This window comes from Falsiroseomonas oleicola (assembly GCF_019029495.1).
GTDB lineage: Bacteria > Pseudomonadota > Alphaproteobacteria > Acetobacterales > Acetobacteraceae > Falsiroseomonas > Falsiroseomonas oleicola.
This window is the reverse complement of record NZ_JAERQM010000001.1, coordinates 1222635-1238443: the sequence shown is the minus strand read 5'-3', so window position 1 is coordinate 1238443 and position 15809 is coordinate 1222635. Positions and strand designations below refer to the sequence as shown.

Sequence of the window (15809 nt, the reverse complement as noted above, 5' to 3'; positions counted from 1 at the left end):
TTCCTCAGCGCCCGACGAACCAGCCCGGGGCAAAAACCTGCAACCCGTCCTTCACCGCCAGCAGGTCCCGCTGCGGGTTGGCGCGGGCGGCGACCAGGGCCAGCGTCTCGGCATCGCGCAGCACATAGAGCGTCCCCGGCTCCCACCGCCCGGCGACCAGGGCGGCGCGGCCGCGGCGTTGCAGGCGGCGCAGCGCCGCGGGGTCGACGCGGGAGTGGTAGGCGGCATCGGTCAGGATGCCGCGCGGCGCGGCGAAACGGGCGAGCGGTTCCCAGGACGGTCCGAAATTCGCCGCCGGCACCGCCCGCAGCCGCTGGTAGCGGCGGCCGGCCTCCTCCCAGAAGGGATCCGGCAGCCGCTCCGCCGCCACCGCCGGCGCGGCGGCGACCAGGGCGCGGAAGCGGCCCATGCCCGCCTGGATGTCGACGACCTGCACCAGCAGCAGCGCGCCCAGCAGCAGCCGTGCCCTGACCACCGGCAGCCGGCGGACCAGCACGACCACGCCGCAGAACAGCGCGGTATAGGCCAGCGGCCAGAAGAAACGCTCGGAGGCGCGCAGCATATCGGCCACCCGCTCCAGCGGCCCGGGCAGGTCGAATTGCAGCACCACATGGCCGGCGATGGCGAGGTGGTTGGACATGGCGAAGCCCAGCATGCCCAGCAGCATCAGCACCAGCATCGGATAGCGGCGGATCGCGCCACGCAGCGCGCCACGCGGCGCCAGCGCCAGGGCCAGGGCGAGCAGCACCAGAATGCCGGCGCCGAGATAGGAACCCCCCGCCTCCCAATGCCGCAGCCCCGGCAAAGCGGGCAGCAGGCGGCCCCATTCCGTCGCGTCGAAGGGTGCGGTCAGGTCGAGCTGGGAATGGCCGTAATGCACCCCCATGGGCACCACGTCGCCCGCCAGGGTGAAATACCCCGCCAGCCACAGCGCCCCGCCCATCGCCGCCGGCACCATCAACAACTGCGCGCCGAGGGACTGCCAGGCCAGGCCCGCGCGGGCGCGGCCGAACCAGTCCGCCACCCAGAGCCCGCCGCACATGGCCATGACATAGGGGTTGAGCATGGCAACCACGCCAAGGCAGCCCGCCCATTGCAGCGCCTGCCGGCGCGGCACCGGCCGCAGGCAGAGCCAAAGCGCCCAGAGCATGGCCCATTGGGACACCAGGGCGAAATGCCCACCCATGCGGTTCAGCAGCAGCGGCTGCCAGACGAACAGCAGCGCGGCGAGCGCCCGGCTCGGCGCATCCTCCACCTCCAGCGACAGCAGTCGCCAGGCGAAGGCGCCCTGGAGCGCGGCGCTCAGCACCATCCAGGGACCCCAGTATTGCGGGATCTCGACCAGCGGGCGCAGCGCCTTGGCCAGGAAGGCCATCAGCGGCACCACATCGACGTAGAAGATGGCGCTGGAGAGTTCGAGCCCGTAATCCGGGTTCAGCCCCGGCGGCCAGGACCAGGGGGCCGGGGCGAAATAGGTCCAGGCCATCAGATAGGCGACCGGGTCCGGCCCCAGCGTGCCATGCAGCAGCCAGCCGAGGTCGTTGATGTCGAGGATGCGCGGCCCCAGGGTGGCGATCGCCGCCAGCCCGCCGCCGAGCACCGCCAACAGCAGCATGGCCCGGCGCAGCAGCGCCGATTGCGCCGGGCGGGCCGCCTGGGCCGCGGCAAGGGGCGCGGCGGGAACCGGAGTCGCGGAGGCGACGCTTTCAGCCTGGATCATGCCTTGCCACCCATGGGACCGCAGCTCCTTCTGGCGTCCCATTCCGGCGCGCCCGTGGTCGGGCTGCGGCGCTTCCTGGGCAGCCCTGCCTCCCTCGCAAGGCTCACTATCTTGTGAGGCTAGGCCGGGGCGGGGATGGGAGCAACCTCCGCCGCCTCAGGCGCTTCCTCTCCCGGATGCGCCACGCATCAGATCCGCCAAACCCAGGGAACGCCAGAATGAAACTTCAACGCCGCAGCCTGCTCCGGGGCCTTGCCCCGCTTTCCGCCGCCATGGCCCTGCCGGTCGGGGTCACCCTCGGGGCCACCCCGCGCGCCGCGCTCGCCCAGGCACCGGCCCCCACGGGTCCCTATATCCAGGCGGCCATGCCCTATGCCTTCGGGGCCAATGAGGCGGCGATCGATGCCCGGACCATGGAACTGCACTACCGCTTCCACCATGGCGGCCAGGTGGCGGGGCTGAACAATGCGCTGCGCGAGCATGGCCAGCTTGCCGCCCTGCCGCTGGACGAACTTCTGGGCAAGCTGGGCGAGGTGCCGGAGGCGGTGCGCACCGCCGTGCGCAACAATGGCGGCGGCCATGCCAACCACACGATGTTCTGGGAGATCATGGGCGGGTCCGGCGGCGAGCCTCAGGGGGAGCTGGCCGAGGCCATCACCCGCGATTTTGGCGACCTCGCCACCTTCCGCACGCGCTTCAACGGCGCCGCCAATGGCGTGTTCGGCAGCGGCTGGGCCTTTGTCACGGTGAACCGCGAGGGTCGCCTGGCCTTGGTCACCAAGCCGGGCCAGGACAGCCCGCTGATGGACGGCCAGCGCGTACTGATGGGGAATGACGTGTGGGAGCACGCCTATTACCTGCGCTACCAGAACCGCCGGGCCGAATACACGGGCAATTGGTGGAGCGTGCTCGACTGGCAGAAGATCGGCGCGCGCTATGCGGCGGCCAAGGCGGGCACGCTGACGGTGTGATGCGGCGGGGCGGGGCCTCGCGCCCCGCCCATTCCGTTACTTTGCGGCCTGGAAGGCGTTGAAGAAGCCGGTCGGCCTGATGATGCGGTTTTCCATCTTCACCAGCAGGTTCTTGGCGCCAGCCTCGGCCAGGTAGTCGCCCCAGGCCGGGTCTGCCGCCATGGCGGTGCGGCGACGCTCCCGGTCGCCCTGGTCGGCATAGCCCCACATATGCACCACGGTGTTCAGCGCGCCTTCGACCGTGGTGTACCAGCCCAGGCAATTCTCCAGGTATTTCAACTGGATCGGCCAAGCCTTCGATTCATACAGCGCGACGAATTCCGGCAGCTTGTTGGGCAGCGTGGTGTAGATGCGCAGGTCGACGATCATTCGGCTTCTCCCGTTCCGCCGCCAGCATGCCGCGCGCGGGCCGGGGCGCAAAGCCGGCCAGCGGCGGGGATTCGCTGCAACTGCTTCATCATCGCTGTGTCACGGGGACGTCATGGGGTGCTTGTATAGCCCGGTTTGAGAAGGGGCATTCCATGCTGGAACTGCGGGGCCTGACGCGGCGCTTCGGCGCCGTCACGGCCGTGAACGATGTCAGCCTGACGATACCGGACGGCCAGATGGTCGGCGTGATCGGCCGTTCCGGCGCTGGCAAATCCACCCTGCTGCGCATGGTCAACCGGCTGACGGAGCCCTCCGCCGGCCAGGTGCTGTATGGCGGGCGGGACATCACCGCGCTGCGGGGCGCGGAGCTGCGCCGCTGGCGCACCGACTGCGCCATGATCTTCCAGCAGTTCAACCTGGTGCAGCGGCTGGATGTGCTGACCAATGTGCTGGTCGGCCGGCTGAACCACCGCCCCGGCGTGATGGGCACCGTCACCAGCCTGCTGAAGATGTTCACCGCCACCGAACGCGCCATGGCGCTTCAGGCGCTGGACCGCTTCGACCTGGCGGAGGTCGCGCTGCAGCGCGCCGATACGCTCTCCGGCGGCCAGCAGCAGCGCGTCGCCATCTGCCGCGCCCTGTTGCAGCAGCCCCGGCTGATGCTGGCGGATGAGCCCATCGCCAGCCTGGACCCGCGCAACGCCAAGACGGTGATGGACGCGCTGCGCCAGGTGAACCGGGAGGACGGGATCACCGTGCTCACCAACCTGCATCACCTGAACACCGCCCGGCAATATTGCGACCGCATCGTCGCCATGCAGGCCGGCCGGGTGATGTTCGACGGCACGCCCGCCGAGCTGACCTCCGCCCGGGTGCAGGAGATCTACGGCGTCACCGAGGATGAATTCGAGGAACAGGCGCAGGAAGCCGTCAACCCGGCCGCGCGCCAGTCCCAGACCGCCAAGCCCGGCCTCGCCCTCGCCTGAGGCGGCGGCGTGGTCGGCGGAATCCCCAAGCTCCCCCTGGAGAGAACCGCCATGATCACCCGTCGTCTTCTGGTTGCCGGCGCCGCGCTGGCGCCCTTCGCCGCTGTCGCCCAGACCGCTGCCCCCGCCATGCCGGCCGCCGGCCGCCGCGCCTGGGCGCAGCAACTGCCGCAGCTTCGCCTCGGCCTGCTGGGTGGCGAGAACGAGCAGGATCGCCTCGGCCGCTATGAGGCCTATCGCGCCCTGCTGGAGACCACCTTCGGCATCCCCGTCCGCCTGTTCCCGGCCGCCGACTATGCCGGCGTGATGCAGGCCTTCAGCGCGAAGCAGATCGAGGGCGCGGCCATGGGTGCCTCCGCCTATGCCGGTGCCTGGCTCGACACCAATGGCGGCGTCGAGCCGCTCTGGGTGGCGCGGGAGGCCGATGGCGGCATCTCCTACGTCGCGGTGATGGTGGTGCGCACCGATAGCGGCATCACCAACCTGGAACAGATGCGCGGCAAGGCGCTGGCCTGGGCCGATGCCAATTCCACCTCGGGCTACCTGGTGCCGCGCTCCGAGCTGCGCGCCGCCGGTATCGGCACGGAAAGCGGCCAGTATTTCTCCCGCACCGGCTTCGGCGGCGGGCATGAGCAGGCGGTGGTGGCGGTGCTGCAGCGCCAGTACGACGCGGCGGTCACCTGGGCCTCGGGCCAGGGCGAGGTCAGCCAGGGTTTTACCCGCGGAAACCTGCGTGCGATGGTGCAGAAGGGCATGCTCAACATGGCTGACCTGCGCATCATCTGGACCTCCGCGCCGATCCTGAACGGGCCGATGACGGTCCGGAAGGACCTGCCGGACGCCTTCAAGAAGGACTTCACCGATTTCCACCTGGCGCTCGCCACCAGCCACCCGCAGATCTACGCGCAGGTCGAGCGTGGCGGCGGGCAGGGCTATGCGCCGGTGACGCATGACATGTTCGAGCCGATCGTGCGCCTGCGCCGCGAAGAGGCGGCCGAACGCCGCCGCCGGTCCTAACACCGATGGATGCCGCGCTGCCCCTGACCGCCTCCGCCCGCGGCGCAATCGCCCGGGGTGAGGCAGAATTCCAGGCGGCGCGGCAACAGCGGCGGCGCGCCACCCTGCTATGGGGCGCCATCCTGCTGGTCTGCCTGCTGCTGGCCGCGCGGCTGTCGGAGATGACGCCGCAGGCGCTCGCCGATGGCCTGCCTCGCATCGGCGAATATTTCTGGCGCATCCTGCCATCCCTGCGGTGGGAGACGCTGTTCGCGGACTGGGAGACGGAGGGCAGCCTGGCCGGCTGGTTCTACCGGCTCGACAAATGGGCCTGGCTGATCTTCGAGACCAGCCAGATGGCGCTGCTTGGCACCGTCTTCGGCACGCTGATCGGCTTCGCGCTGTGCTTCGTGGCCGCGCGCAACCTGGCGCCGACCCCCTGGGCCTTCCACCTGGCCCGGCGCTTCCTGGAATTCTGCCGCACGGTGCCGGAGATCGTCTTCGCGCTGATCTTCGTCTGGGCCTTCGGCATCGGCCCGATGGCCGGCATCCTGGCGATCATCATCCACACCGCCGGCGCAAATGGAAAACTCTTCGCCGAGGTGGTGGAGAATGCCGAGACGTCGGCCATGGAAGGCGTGCGGGCTGCCGGCGGCAACTGGTTCCACCGCGTGCGCTTCGGCGTGCTGCCGCAGGTGGCGCCGAACTTCCTCAGCTACACGCTGCTGCGCTTCGAGATCAATGTGCGCGGCGCCAGCGTGCTGGGCTTCGTCGGCGCCGGCGGAATTGGCGAGGAGCTGTATCACGTGATCTCCTTCAACTATTACGAGGAGATCAGCGCCATCATCGTGCTCATCATCCTCAGCGTGGCGTCGATCGACATGATTTCCGAAAGGCTTCGCCGGCAGTTGTCGGCCGGCGCGGCGCGGGGCTGACGGACATGGCGATCGCAACTCCCACGCCGGGCCAGATCAAGCAGTGGCAGGCGCGCATGCCGGCCGCCTTCGGGGTCAGCCCGGCGACGCGGGCGCTGCGCTGCGCTGGGTCGGCGGGCTGGCGGTGCTCGGCTGGTTCGCCTTCCTGTTCTGGTGGTTCCAGATCACGCCCATCCGGCTGTGGAACGGGCTTTCGGGGCTGGGCACCATCGTGGTGCTGATGATCCCGCCCTCGCCCGGTGCGCTGTGGCTCGATATCCTGAAGGGCATCGCCGAGAGCGTCGCCATGGCCTTCCTCGGTACCTTCATCGCCGCGGTCATCGCCGTGCCGCTGGGTTTTCTCGGCGCCGGCAATGTGGTGGTGAACACGCTGGCGCATTTTTCCATCCGCCGGGTCTTCGACGGCTTCCGGGGCGTCGACCAGTTGATCTGGGCACTGGCCTATGTGCGCGCCGTCGGCCTCGGCCCGCTGGCCGGCGTGCTGGCCATCGCCACGGCGGATATCGCCGTATTGGCAAAACTCTATGCCGAGGCGATCGAGACGGCGGAGCGCAAGCAGGCGGAAGGCATCGATGCGGTGGGCGGCAACAAGCTGCTGCGCACCCGCTTCGGCCTGCTGCCGCAGGTGCTGCCCATCATGATCGCCCAGGCGCTGTATTTCCTGGAAAGCAACACGCGCTCCGCCAGCGTGCTCGGCATTGTCGGCGCCGGCGGCATCGGCCTGGCCATCGCCGAACGCATCAGGATCCGCGCCTGGGACGAGGTGGCCTTCATCATCATCCTGATGCTGGTGACCGTGGCGATCATCGACCAGATCTCGGCCCGCATCCGCCGCAAGCTGATCGGCGGGCGGGACACGCTGGCCCCGCGCTGATGCCGGCGGGCCGGTCTCTTGACCGGTCCGAGCGCCCGAATGGGCGCCGCCGCTTATGCGTCGCGCCGAAGGCGCGCCTTCGGCGCGACGAAGCCAAGGAAACCGGAGGTTTCCGCGTCACGCCGCAGGCGTGCCTCCGGCACGACCGACTGAGGGCGGCCCGAGGCGGATTACCGCCCCTTGAACACCGGCTTGCGCTTCTCGATGAAGGCGCGCGTCGCCTCCCGGAAATCCTCCGTGTACGGAAAGCTCTTGCCGGCCTCGTAATCCTCGGCCGTCAGCGGCAACTCGCCGCGCAGGCGCTGCAGGGCGCGCTTGTGGAAGCGATTGGCGAGCGGGGCGCCCTGGGCGATGCGGTGCGCCATGGCCACCGCCTCCGCCTGCACATCCTCATCCGGCACCAGGCGGGACAGCAGGCCCTTCTCATAGGCCTCGGCGCCGGTGAAGACGCGGCCTTCCACCAGCAGTTCCATGGCGACGGCATAACCGACGGACTGCAGGATCGGGTCCAGCTCCTCATAGGCGTAGAAGATGTTCAGGTTGCGGGCGGGGATGCCGATGCGGGTGGCCGGGCCGCCGACGCGGAAATCGGCCATCGTCGCCAGCCCCGCGCCGCCGCCCATGGTCCAGCCACGGCAGGCGGCGACCACCGGGTGGCGGCAGGCGCGCAGCGACTGGAAGCTGCGGCCGATCTCGGCGCCATAGACCGCCTCGCGCTCCGGCGTCCCGCGCTCGGTCTCGAAGGCGGCGATGTCGGCGCCGGCGCAGAAGGCATCCTCGCCCGCGCCCCGCAGCACGACGCAGCGCAGGCTGTCATCGGCGGAGCAGGATTCCATGGCCTCGGCCAGGGCGATCCACATGGGCAGGTCCATCGCATTGCGCTTGGCCGGCCGGTCGATGGTGAGGATGGCGACGGCGCCATCGCGCGCCTGGGTGATGAGGGGGTGTGGCATGGCGGCGACCGTAACGCCGGCGCGCGGCCTCGGCCAGAGGGGGGCACGCAACCTCCGCTGCCGCCGCCCGTTCTTCCCTCGACCGAACGGAGAGACCGCCCATGACCCAGACACGCACCGACCAGGAAGCCCGCGACAAGGTGTGGGAGCTGATTCGCGACATCGAGGTGGCGACCATGGTGACCCTCGACGCCGATGGCCATATGCGCGGCCGCCCGATGCGCGCCGTGGCGCTGAAGGAATTCGACGGAACGCTGTGGTTCTTCACCGCCGCCGGCTCCCCGAAGGCGGCGGAGATTCGCCAGGATGAACGGGTGCTGCTGGCCTATGCCGAACCGTCCGACCAGAACTATGTCTCCGTCTCCGGCACCGCCCAGGTTGTCCGCGACGTGGCGCAGCAGAAGGCGATGTGGTCCGAGCCGCTGCGCACCTGGTTCCCGGGCGGTCCGGAAGACCCCAGCGCAGCGCTGCTGAAGGTGGAGGTGGAGGGCGCCGAATACTGGGACGCGCCCTCCTCCACCCTTCTGCACGCCTATGGCTATGTGAAGGCGCGCATCACCGGTGAACCGCCGAAGGCCGGCGAGAACGACAAGGTCGCCTTCAAGCGTCCCGCGTAGGTCTGTTCAGAGCCGGGTGATTCACGCTTCCGGCCATTCGGCCTTCAGCGATCACCCGGCACCCCGGAAAGCTCCGCCACAAGCGCCCCCACCGAGGCGCTGTCCAGCCCGCCACGGCCGGAGGTGCAGAGCGCCTCCAGCATCTGCGCCGTCAGCGCCGTGGCGGGGGCGAAGACGGCGTGGTCGCGCATAGCGGTGGCGGACAGGCGCAGGTCCTTCCGCATCAGCTCCGCCCGGAAGCCCGGGGCGAATTGGCCGGACAGCATGCGGGCGGCGTGGTTTTCCATGACGAAGCTGGCGGCGCTGCCGCCCTGCAGCGCCTGGCGCATCTTCTCGCCGTCCAGCCCGGCCTTGGCGCCGAGTGCGAGGGCTTCGGCCACGGCCAGCATGGTGGTGGCGACGATGAGCTGGTTGGCGGATTTGCAGACCTGCCCGGCGCCGGCCGGGCCGAGATGGGTCAGGGTCTTGCCCATGGCCCGGAAACAGGGCTCGGCGCGGGCGAAACCGGCCTCGTCACCGCCGATCATGCAGGTCAGCGTGCCTTCCAGCGCGCCCTTCGGCCCGCCGGACACCGGGCTGTCCAGCAGCACCGCGCCGGCTTCCTCAGCCAGTCGCTGGGCGAAGCCCGCTGCGGCGGCGGCCGAGATGGTGGAGAAATCCACCACCACCGTGCCGGGTGCCACGCCCTTCGCCACCCCTTCCGGCCCGAACAGCACCGCCTCCACATCCGGCGTATCCGGCAGGCAGAGCGCGATGAACCGCGCGCCCCGCGACGCCTTCGCCGGAGTTTCCGCCCAGCCCGCCCCGCCGGCCTCCAGCGCCGCCGCCTTGCCGCGGCTGCGGTTGGTGACGGTCAGGGCGTAGCCGGCCTTGGCCAGGTTCGCCGCCATGGCGGCGCCCATCACGCCGAGGCCGATGAAGGCCACGGGGGCGGGCGGCTGGATCGTCTCGGTCATGCTGGGTCCTCAACTGCGGCGCATCGCGGCGCGGATATTGTCGAGCAGCGTGTCCATGTCCCGCTGGAAGTCGGCGCCATTGGCATAGCCATCGGCCTCCCCGGTCTGCTCCATGAAGCGCTGCCAGCCGGCCGCCGACATGCCCTGGCGGAAGCGGTCATGCAGATAGGTCACCATCTCCGGCGTCATGCCGGCCGGGCCGACCCAGCCCTTCATGTTGTCCGCCACCAGCTCGACGCCCAGTTCGCGCAGCGTCGGCACCTGCGGATAGGCCGGCATCCTCTGGGCGGAGGCGCAGGCCAGCGGCAGGATGTCGCCGGAGGCCGCCAGGCCGCGCAGCTCGTCGGAGGCCTGCACCACCAGGTCCACCTGCCCCGCCAGCAGCGCCTGCTGCTGCGGCCCGCCGCCGGTATAGGGCACGTGCAGCAGCTCCGACCCCGTGGCCCGGCCGAGCATGATGAAGATGGAATGCGACAGGGTGCCGACGCCGGCCGAGCCATGGGTCAGCGCCTCCGGCCGCACTTTTGCTGCCTCGATCACCTGCTGCATGGTGGTGAAGCGGCCACCCTTGCCCCGGGCGCAAATGAAGTGGGCGTTGCGGGTCAGGCGGATGACGGAGGTGAAGGACCGCTTCGGGTCATAGGGCAGGTCGCGATGCGCGGGCAGGGAGGTGCTCTCCGACCCGCCGGCGATCAGCAGCGTGTGGCCATCGGGCGCCGCGCGGCTGACCGCCTCGGCGGCGATCGCCCCACCCGCGCCGGGCCGGTTCACCACCACCAGCGGCTGCGGGAACAGCGGCGCGGCGGCCTCCGCGATGGTGCGGGCGATGATGTCGGAGCCGCCGCCGGGCGCAAAGCCAACGATGAGCTGGATCGGGCGGGTCGGCTGCCAGCCGGATTGCGCCCTGGCCCGGGTGACGAAGGGCACAGCGAGGGGGGCGGCGAGCAGGCCGCGGCGGCTCAGTCTCATGGTTGTTCTCCCGGTTGCGGCCGTCTGCGCGGCCATCCGGGAAACATGCCGTTCCTGCCAACTGTCGGCAACCTCGCGGGTGCCAAGCGGGGTCTCCAGGCGGGGTTCAGTCGCCGTCGTCGGGGATGTTGAGCTGGACGCCGCAGGCCTTGCAATGCACCGCATCCGTATCGTGCCGGCCGAGGCCGCAGCTGGGGCAGCGGAAGCTGACCTTGACCGGCCGGAACAGCGCCTGCGCCAGCCGCAGGAACAGGGTGACGCCGGCCAGCATGATCAGCACGGTCAGCAACCTGCCCCAGGTGCCTTCCAACGTGATGTCGCCGAAGCCAGTGGTGGTGAGGGCGGCGACCGTGAAATACAGCGCATCCGCCCAGTTCGCGATGTCGGGGTTGCGGTTGTATTGCGTGGCATGGACGATGCCGGTCATCACGGAGATGAACACCAGCAGGTCGGCGGCGGCGATCGGTGCCTCCGGATTGCGGCGGAAGATCGGCAGGTCGCGGCGCAGCTTGGCCAGCAGCCGCGCCGAGCGCAGCAGTCGCAGCGTCCGCAGGCTGCGCAGGAAGCCCCAGCCCGGGGCGAAGGGCGCCAGCAGGAAGGCGGAGACGGCCACCACATCGGCGATTCCAGCCGGATGCATCAGGTCCCGCCAGGGCCGCGGGCTGGCCCGCAGGCGCAACACCAGCTCCGTCCCCAGCACCAGGCCGAAGGCAAAATCCACCAGCCGCAGCACCGGCCCCTGTGGCAGGAAGGATTCGAAGATCACCCAGGCCAGCGCCGCCAGATCCAGGGCCAGAAGGCCATAGCCGGCACGAATGCCGACCCGACCGGCGACCCTGTCGAAGGCGCCGATCGGCTCGGGCATGGGCTAGTGTCCTGCCCGCGGCATCAACGCGTCGGCTTCGGGGGGGTCACGCTGTAGTCGTAGAAGCCGCGGCCGGATTTGCGGCCCAGCCAGCCGGCCTCGACATATTTCTGGAGCAGCGGGCTCGGCCGGTATTTCGGGTCGCCCATGCCTTCCTGAAGCACGCGCAGCACCGCGAGGCAGGTATCCAGGCCGATATAATCCGCCAGTTCCAGCGGCCCCATCGGGTGGTTGCAGCCCAGCTTCATGCCGGCATCGATGGAGGCGACATCGCCCACCCCCTCATGCAGGGCGAAGCAGGCCTCGTTGATCATCGGCAGCAGGATGCGGTTGACGATGAAGGCGGGGTAGTCGGCGGCATAGGCCACCGTCTTGCCCATGCGTTCGGCCAGTGCCGCCACCGCTGCGACCGTCGCGTCCTCGGTCGCCAATCCCCGGATGACCTCGACCAGCTTCATCAGCGGCACGGGGTTGAAGAAATGCATGCCGACGAAGCGGCCCGGCCGGTCGGTCGCTGCCGCCAGCCGGGTGATCGGGATGGAGGAGGTGTTGGAGGCCACCAGCGCATCCGGCCTCAGATGCGGCGTGAGGGTGGCAAAGATCTTGTGCTTGATGTCCTCGCGCTCGGTCGCGGCCTCGATCACCAGGTCGCAATCGCCGAAGGCGGCGTAATCCGTGCTGGTGGAGATGCGGGCGAGCGCCGCGTCGCGATCCGCCTGGGTCAGCGTGCCCTTGGAGACCTGGCGGTCCATGTTCTTCGCCAGCGTGGCCATGCCCTTGTCGAGGGCGGCCTGTGCGACGTCGAGCATGACCACGGTCAGGCCCGACTGCGCGGCGACATGGGCGATGCCATTGCCCATCTGGCCGGCCCCGATGACGCCGATCTTTTGCAACTCTGTCATCGTGGTCTCCGCAGGTGCCCCCTCTCCACCCAACGGGGGGAGAGGGATGGGGTGAGGGGGGCTGTTGAGGACGGAGAGATCGCGCATCCACGGCGTGCCCTGCCGTCTCGTCAGGTGCGTGGGGGCAGAGCCCCCCTCACCCAACCCTCTCCCCCTGTCAGGGGGAGAGGGCTTTTAGAAAGGCTACTTCTGGTCCAGGGCCGCTTCCAGCTCCGGGATGATCTTGAAGACATCGCCGACCAGGCCGTAATCGGCCACCTGGAAGATCGGCGCCTCCTCGTCCTTGTTGATGGCGACGATCACCTTGCTGTCCTTCATGCCGGCCAGGTGCTGGATCGCGCCCGAGATGCCGAAGGCCATGTAGAGTTCCGGGGCCACGATCTTGCCGGTCTGGCCGACCTGCATGTCGTTCGGCGCATAGCCCGCATCGACCGCGGCGCGGGAGGCACCGATGGCGGCGCCGAGCCGGTCGGCGATGCCGTCCAGGATCTTGAAGTTGTCGGCCGAGCCCATGGCGCGGCCGCCGGAGATCACCACCCGCGCGGCGGTCAGCTCCGGCCGCTCCAGCTTCACCAGCTCGGCGCCGACGAAGGAGGAGACGCCCGGATCGGTGGCGGCGGCGGCGGCTTCCACCGGGGCGCTGCCGCCCTCGGCCGGCACCGGGTCGAAGCTGGCGGCGCGCACCGTCAGCACCTTCTTGGCATCGGCCGTCTTCACCGTCGCCAGCGCATTGCCGGCATAGATGAAGCGACGGAAGGTGTCGGCACCCTCCACGCCGGCGACGTCGGAGATGATCTGCACGTCCAACAGGGCGGCGACGCGCGGCATCACATTCTTGCCGGCGGCGCTGCCCGGGGCGAGCAGATGGTCATAACCGGGGGCGAGGGAGACCAGCAGCGCCGCCACCGGCTCCGCCAGCCCTTCGGCGGTGGGGCCACCCTCGGCGACCAGCACCTTGGCGACGCCCGGAAGCTGTGCGGCGGCGGCGGCATCGGACTGCGCCAGCACCAGCACATGCACATCGCCGCCCAACTTCTGCGCCGCCGCGACGGCGCTGCGGGTGGGGGTGGAGACGGTTTCGCCGCGATCGGCGAGCACGAGCACGGTCATGGTCAGATCACCTTCGCTTCGTTGCGCAGCTTGTCGACCAGCTCGGCGACGCTGGCCACCTTCTTGCCGGCCTGGCGCTTCGGCGGTTCCTCCACCTTCAGCACGGTCAGGCGCGGGCTGGCATCGACGCCGAGATCGGCCGGCTTCACCGTCTCGATCGGCTTTTTCCGAGCCTTCATGATGTTCGGCAGGGAGGCGTAGCGCGGCTCGTTCAGGCGCAGGTCCGCGGTGACGATGGCCGGCAGTTTGAGGGAGACGGTCTCAAGGCCCCCATCGACCTCGCGGGTCACCTTGGCGGCGCCGTCCGCGATCTCGACCTTGCTGGCGAAGGTGCCCTGGCCCCAGCCCATCAGCGCCGCCAGCATCTGGCCGGTGGCGTTCATGTCGTCATCGATGGCCTGCTTGCCCATGATGACCAGTTCCGGCGATTCCTTGGCGACCAGCGCCTTCAGGATCTTCGCGACGGCCAGCGGCTCCACCACCCCATCCACCTCGACCAGGATGCCGCGATCGGCGCCCATGGCGAGCGCGGTGCGGATCTGTTCCTGGGCCGCGGTCGGGCCGACGGAGACGGCGATGATCTCGGTGGCGACGCCCTTTTCCTTCAGGCGCACCGCTTCCTCGACCGCGATCTCGTCGAAGGGGTTCATCGACATCTTGACGTTCGCCGTCTCGACGCCGGAGCCATCCGCCTTCACGCGGACCTTGACGTTGTAGTCCACCACCCGCTTCACGGGGACGAGGATTTTCATTCTGTGCCGGGTCCCTGGTCGTTGCGCGGCGCGCAGTCTCGGCGCCGGTCGCCTTTCGCAACTGCGAAAGACGTGACGAAAACGGCGCCGACCATAGGGCCGGTGCTTCGCGCGGGCAAGGCAGCCTGCCCATACCTCGACGTCCCTTCGCGTACCGCTCCGGGCCGCCCCTCACACGCCGGGCGCCGCGCATCCGCGCATCTTGGCTTCGCCGCATTGGCGGCGGCGCCCATTCGGGCGCTCAGACCGGTCATGCGACCGGCCTGCCACGCCTAACCCCGCGCCATCAGCAGCAGCAGGAACAGCACCAGGGTCACGCCCTGCATGGTCACCCGCCAGCGCATCAGGCGGTTGGAGCGGGCGCCGCCTCCGGCCTCGCTGCGCGCCAGGCCCAGCATGCCGGCCAGCATCACGCCAAGGGTGGCGAACATGGAGACGCCCACAAGGACGGTGAGGAAGGTTGTCATGGACGCCAAGATGGCACGTCCCGCGACGGGGGCAAGCCGGCGGGGCTATTCAGGGCCTTGCTATTTCCGGGCACCGGCAATGGCCACCGCGCCGACCAGCACGGCGACGACGCACATGGCGAAGCCGGCCGCATAGCCGCCGGTCAGGCCGATCAGCGCGGAAAAGGCCGGCGGGGCCACCAGCATGGTCATGCCGAAGGCGAAGGACAGCGCCGCGGTGGCGCCGCCCACCTGGCCGGGCGGGGCCAGCCGCGCGGCCTCGGCCAGCATCACGCCGTTCCAGCCGATGGCGGTCGCGCCCATCAGCATGCCGGCGGCGATCACCAGCACGCCGGGCCAGTCCGGCGCCGCGAAGACCAGCGCCACCCCGGCCACCGCCGCCCCCAGACCGCAGATGGCCATGACCGGGGAGGCGCCGAAGCGGTCCGCCAGCACCGCCCAGAAGATGCGCCCGACCACCCCGGCCGCCTGGGCCAGGGCCAGCCGCAACCCGGCCTCCGCCAGGCTGGTGCCGAGGCTGGCCACCTGGAAGGCGACGAAGAAGGTGGAGAAGCAGAACTGCGCGATGCCGTAGCCGCAGGCCATCACCGTCAGCCGCGCCAAAGCCGGGTCGGTGCGCAGCAGCCCGACATTGGCCGCCGATTCGCGCAGCACCGCCAGCAGCCCGGCACTCGCCCCCGGCCGGTCGCGTTCCCCGTCCAGCCCCGCGCGCAGCGGCTGGATCAGCAGCGCCACCAGGAAGGCGATGCCGGCCATGCACAGGATCGCGACGCGCCAGCCGGCCAGAAGCGCGATGGCCGGCGCCAAAGCGGCGACCACCATGGCCCCCAGCGGCACCCCGGCCTGCTTCAGGCTGAACACCAATGCGCGACGTCGCGCCGGCGTGTGGGCGGCGATCAGATGGCTTCCTCCCGGCGTCACCGGCCCATGCCCCATCCCGGCCAGCACGGCGGAGGCCGCCAGCGCCACGGGATGGCCGAGCGCCGCCAGGGCGATGCCGCAGCCCAGCACCACCATGGCCACCTGCAACATCCGCACCCCGCCCCAGCGGCGGATCAGCGGCCCGGTCAGCGGCCCGGTCACCAGCGCCCCGGCATAGACCAAAGCGGTGTGCAGCCCGGCCAGGCTCGCCGGCACGCCGGTTTCCGCCGCCATGGCCGGGGCCAGCACAGGCACGGTCAGGAAGGCCCCCATCCCGGCCAGATGCGCCGCCATCAGGGCCAGCATGATGCGGGGCAGGGAGGGGGAGGTGGGGCTCACGCGCCCATCCTCCGCTGGGACGCGCTGCGCCGCAACATGGCGGCGCGCATTTCCCTTGGGTGCGATGCCGCAAGGATCAAGGGTTGACCGGCGAGGGTCGAAAAGGG

General features: G+C 70.1%; 17 protein-coding genes. 6 read left to right on the top strand and 11 right to left on the bottom strand.

Annotation, left to right across the window (positions count from 1 at the left end; genetic code table 11):
• Window positions 1-4: 4 nt before the first annotated feature.
• A complete protein-coding gene (locus tag JJQ90_RS05930; RefSeq protein ID WP_216873517.1) occupies window positions 5-1720 on the bottom strand; it encodes a DUF6311 domain-containing protein in 1716 nt (571 codons plus the stop codon).
• A 218-nt stretch (window positions 1721-1938) separates the two neighbouring features.
• Here JJQ90_RS05930 and JJQ90_RS05925 point away from each other — a divergent pair, with 218 nt between their 5' ends.
• The gene (locus JJQ90_RS05925) at window positions 1939-2691 is read left to right on the top strand and encodes a superoxide dismutase (RefSeq protein WP_377097930.1); all 753 of its coding nucleotides are present in this window, start codon (window positions 1939-1941) and stop codon (window positions 2689-2691) included.
• 36 nt (window positions 2692-2727) lie between these two features.
• Here the strand turns inward: JJQ90_RS05925 and JJQ90_RS05920 are convergent, their stop codons facing one another.
• Window positions 2728-3060 (bottom strand): NIPSNAP family protein, encoded by a 333-nt coding sequence (locus JJQ90_RS05920; protein WP_216873516.1) that lies wholly within the window; start codon window positions 3058-3060, stop codon window positions 2728-2730.
• Between the two features lie 152 nt (window positions 3061-3212).
• Here JJQ90_RS05920 and phnC point away from each other — a divergent pair, with 152 nt between their 5' ends.
• The 4 genes from phnC to phnE (JJQ90_RS05900) are packed head-to-tail and all read left to right on the top strand — an operon-like array spanning window position 3213 to window position 6851.
• Window positions 3213-4046 (top strand): phosphonate ABC transporter ATP-binding protein, encoded by an 834-nt coding sequence (gene phnC / locus JJQ90_RS05915; RefSeq protein ID WP_216873515.1) that lies wholly within the window; start codon window positions 3213-3215, stop codon window positions 4044-4046.
• 51 nt (window positions 4047-4097) lie between these two features.
• On the top strand, window positions 4098-5063 hold the full coding sequence (phnD, locus tag JJQ90_RS05910; protein ID WP_216873514.1) for a phosphate/phosphite/phosphonate ABC transporter substrate-binding protein: 966 nt from the start codon (window positions 4098-4100) through the stop codon (window positions 5061-5063).
• Between the two features lie 5 nt (window positions 5064-5068).
• Window positions 5069-5977 (top strand): phosphonate ABC transporter, permease protein PhnE, encoded by a 909-nt coding sequence (gene phnE, locus JJQ90_RS05905; RefSeq protein ID WP_216873513.1) that lies wholly within the window; start codon window positions 5069-5071, stop codon window positions 5975-5977.
• A gap of 43 nt (window positions 5978-6020) precedes the next feature.
• Complete coding sequence (phnE, locus tag JJQ90_RS05900) at window positions 6021-6851, top strand: phosphonate ABC transporter, permease protein PhnE (protein ID WP_329959382.1); 831 nt, start codon at window positions 6021-6023, stop codon at window positions 6849-6851.
• Between the two features lie 170 nt (window positions 6852-7021).
• Here the strand turns inward: phnE (JJQ90_RS05900) and JJQ90_RS05895 are convergent, their stop codons facing one another.
• Window positions 7022-7804, bottom strand: a complete 783-nt coding sequence (locus JJQ90_RS05895) for an enoyl-CoA hydratase/isomerase family protein (RefSeq protein WP_216873512.1) — start codon at window positions 7802-7804, stop codon at window positions 7022-7024.
• Between the two features lie 101 nt (window positions 7805-7905).
• On the opposite strand from JJQ90_RS05895, the gene JJQ90_RS05890 reads away from it, so the two are divergent.
• Window positions 7906-8421: a pyridoxamine 5'-phosphate oxidase family protein gene (locus JJQ90_RS05890; RefSeq protein ID WP_216873511.1), complete on the top strand. Its 516-nt coding sequence runs from the start codon at window positions 7906-7908 to the stop codon at window positions 8419-8421.
• Window positions 8422-8465: 44 nt separating this feature from the next.
• On the opposite strand, the gene JJQ90_RS05885 is transcribed toward JJQ90_RS05890, so the two are convergent.
• The 8 genes from JJQ90_RS05885 to JJQ90_RS05850 all read right to left on the bottom strand — a co-directional run bounded on the left by JJQ90_RS05885 (window position 8466) and on the right by JJQ90_RS05850 (window position 15702).
• Window positions 8466-9377: an NAD(P)-dependent oxidoreductase gene (locus JJQ90_RS05885; protein WP_216873510.1), complete on the bottom strand. Its 912-nt coding sequence runs from the start codon at window positions 9375-9377 to the stop codon at window positions 8466-8468.
• Window positions 9378-9386: 9 nt separating this feature from the next.
• Window positions 9387-10346, bottom strand: coding sequence for a Bug family tripartite tricarboxylate transporter substrate binding protein (locus tag JJQ90_RS05880; RefSeq protein WP_216873509.1), 960 nt, complete (start codon window positions 10344-10346; stop codon window positions 9387-9389).
• A 106-nt stretch (window positions 10347-10452) separates the two neighbouring features.
• The gene (locus tag JJQ90_RS05875) at window positions 10453-11211 is read right to left on the bottom strand and encodes a potassium channel family protein (protein ID WP_216873508.1); all 759 of its coding nucleotides are present in this window, start codon (window positions 11209-11211) and stop codon (window positions 10453-10455) included.
• A 23-nt stretch (window positions 11212-11234) separates the two neighbouring features.
• On the bottom strand, window positions 11235-12113 hold the full coding sequence (locus JJQ90_RS05870; protein ID WP_216873507.1) for a 3-hydroxybutyryl-CoA dehydrogenase: 879 nt from the start codon (window positions 12111-12113) through the stop codon (window positions 11235-11237).
• Window positions 12114-12296: 183 nt separating this feature from the next.
• Window positions 12297-13223: an electron transfer flavoprotein subunit alpha/FixB family protein gene (locus tag JJQ90_RS05865; protein ID WP_216873506.1), complete on the bottom strand. Its 927-nt coding sequence runs from the start codon at window positions 13221-13223 to the stop codon at window positions 12297-12299.
• Window positions 13224-13225: 2 nt separating this feature from the next.
• Window positions 13226-13975 carry an electron transfer flavoprotein subunit beta/FixA family protein gene (locus tag JJQ90_RS05860; RefSeq protein WP_216873505.1) on the bottom strand — a complete coding sequence of 250 codons (750 nt, stop codon included), beginning with the start codon at window positions 13973-13975 and terminating at the stop codon, window positions 13226-13228.
• 272 nt (window positions 13976-14247) lie between these two features.
• A complete protein-coding gene (locus JJQ90_RS05855) occupies window positions 14248-14442 on the bottom strand; it encodes a twin transmembrane helix small protein (protein ID WP_216873796.1) in 195 nt (64 codons plus the stop codon).
• A 60-nt stretch (window positions 14443-14502) separates the two neighbouring features.
• The gene (locus tag JJQ90_RS05850) at window positions 14503-15702 is read right to left on the bottom strand and encodes an MFS transporter (RefSeq protein ID WP_216873504.1); all 1200 of its coding nucleotides are present in this window, start codon (window positions 15700-15702) and stop codon (window positions 14503-14505) included.
• Window positions 15703-15809: the final 107 nt, after the last annotated feature.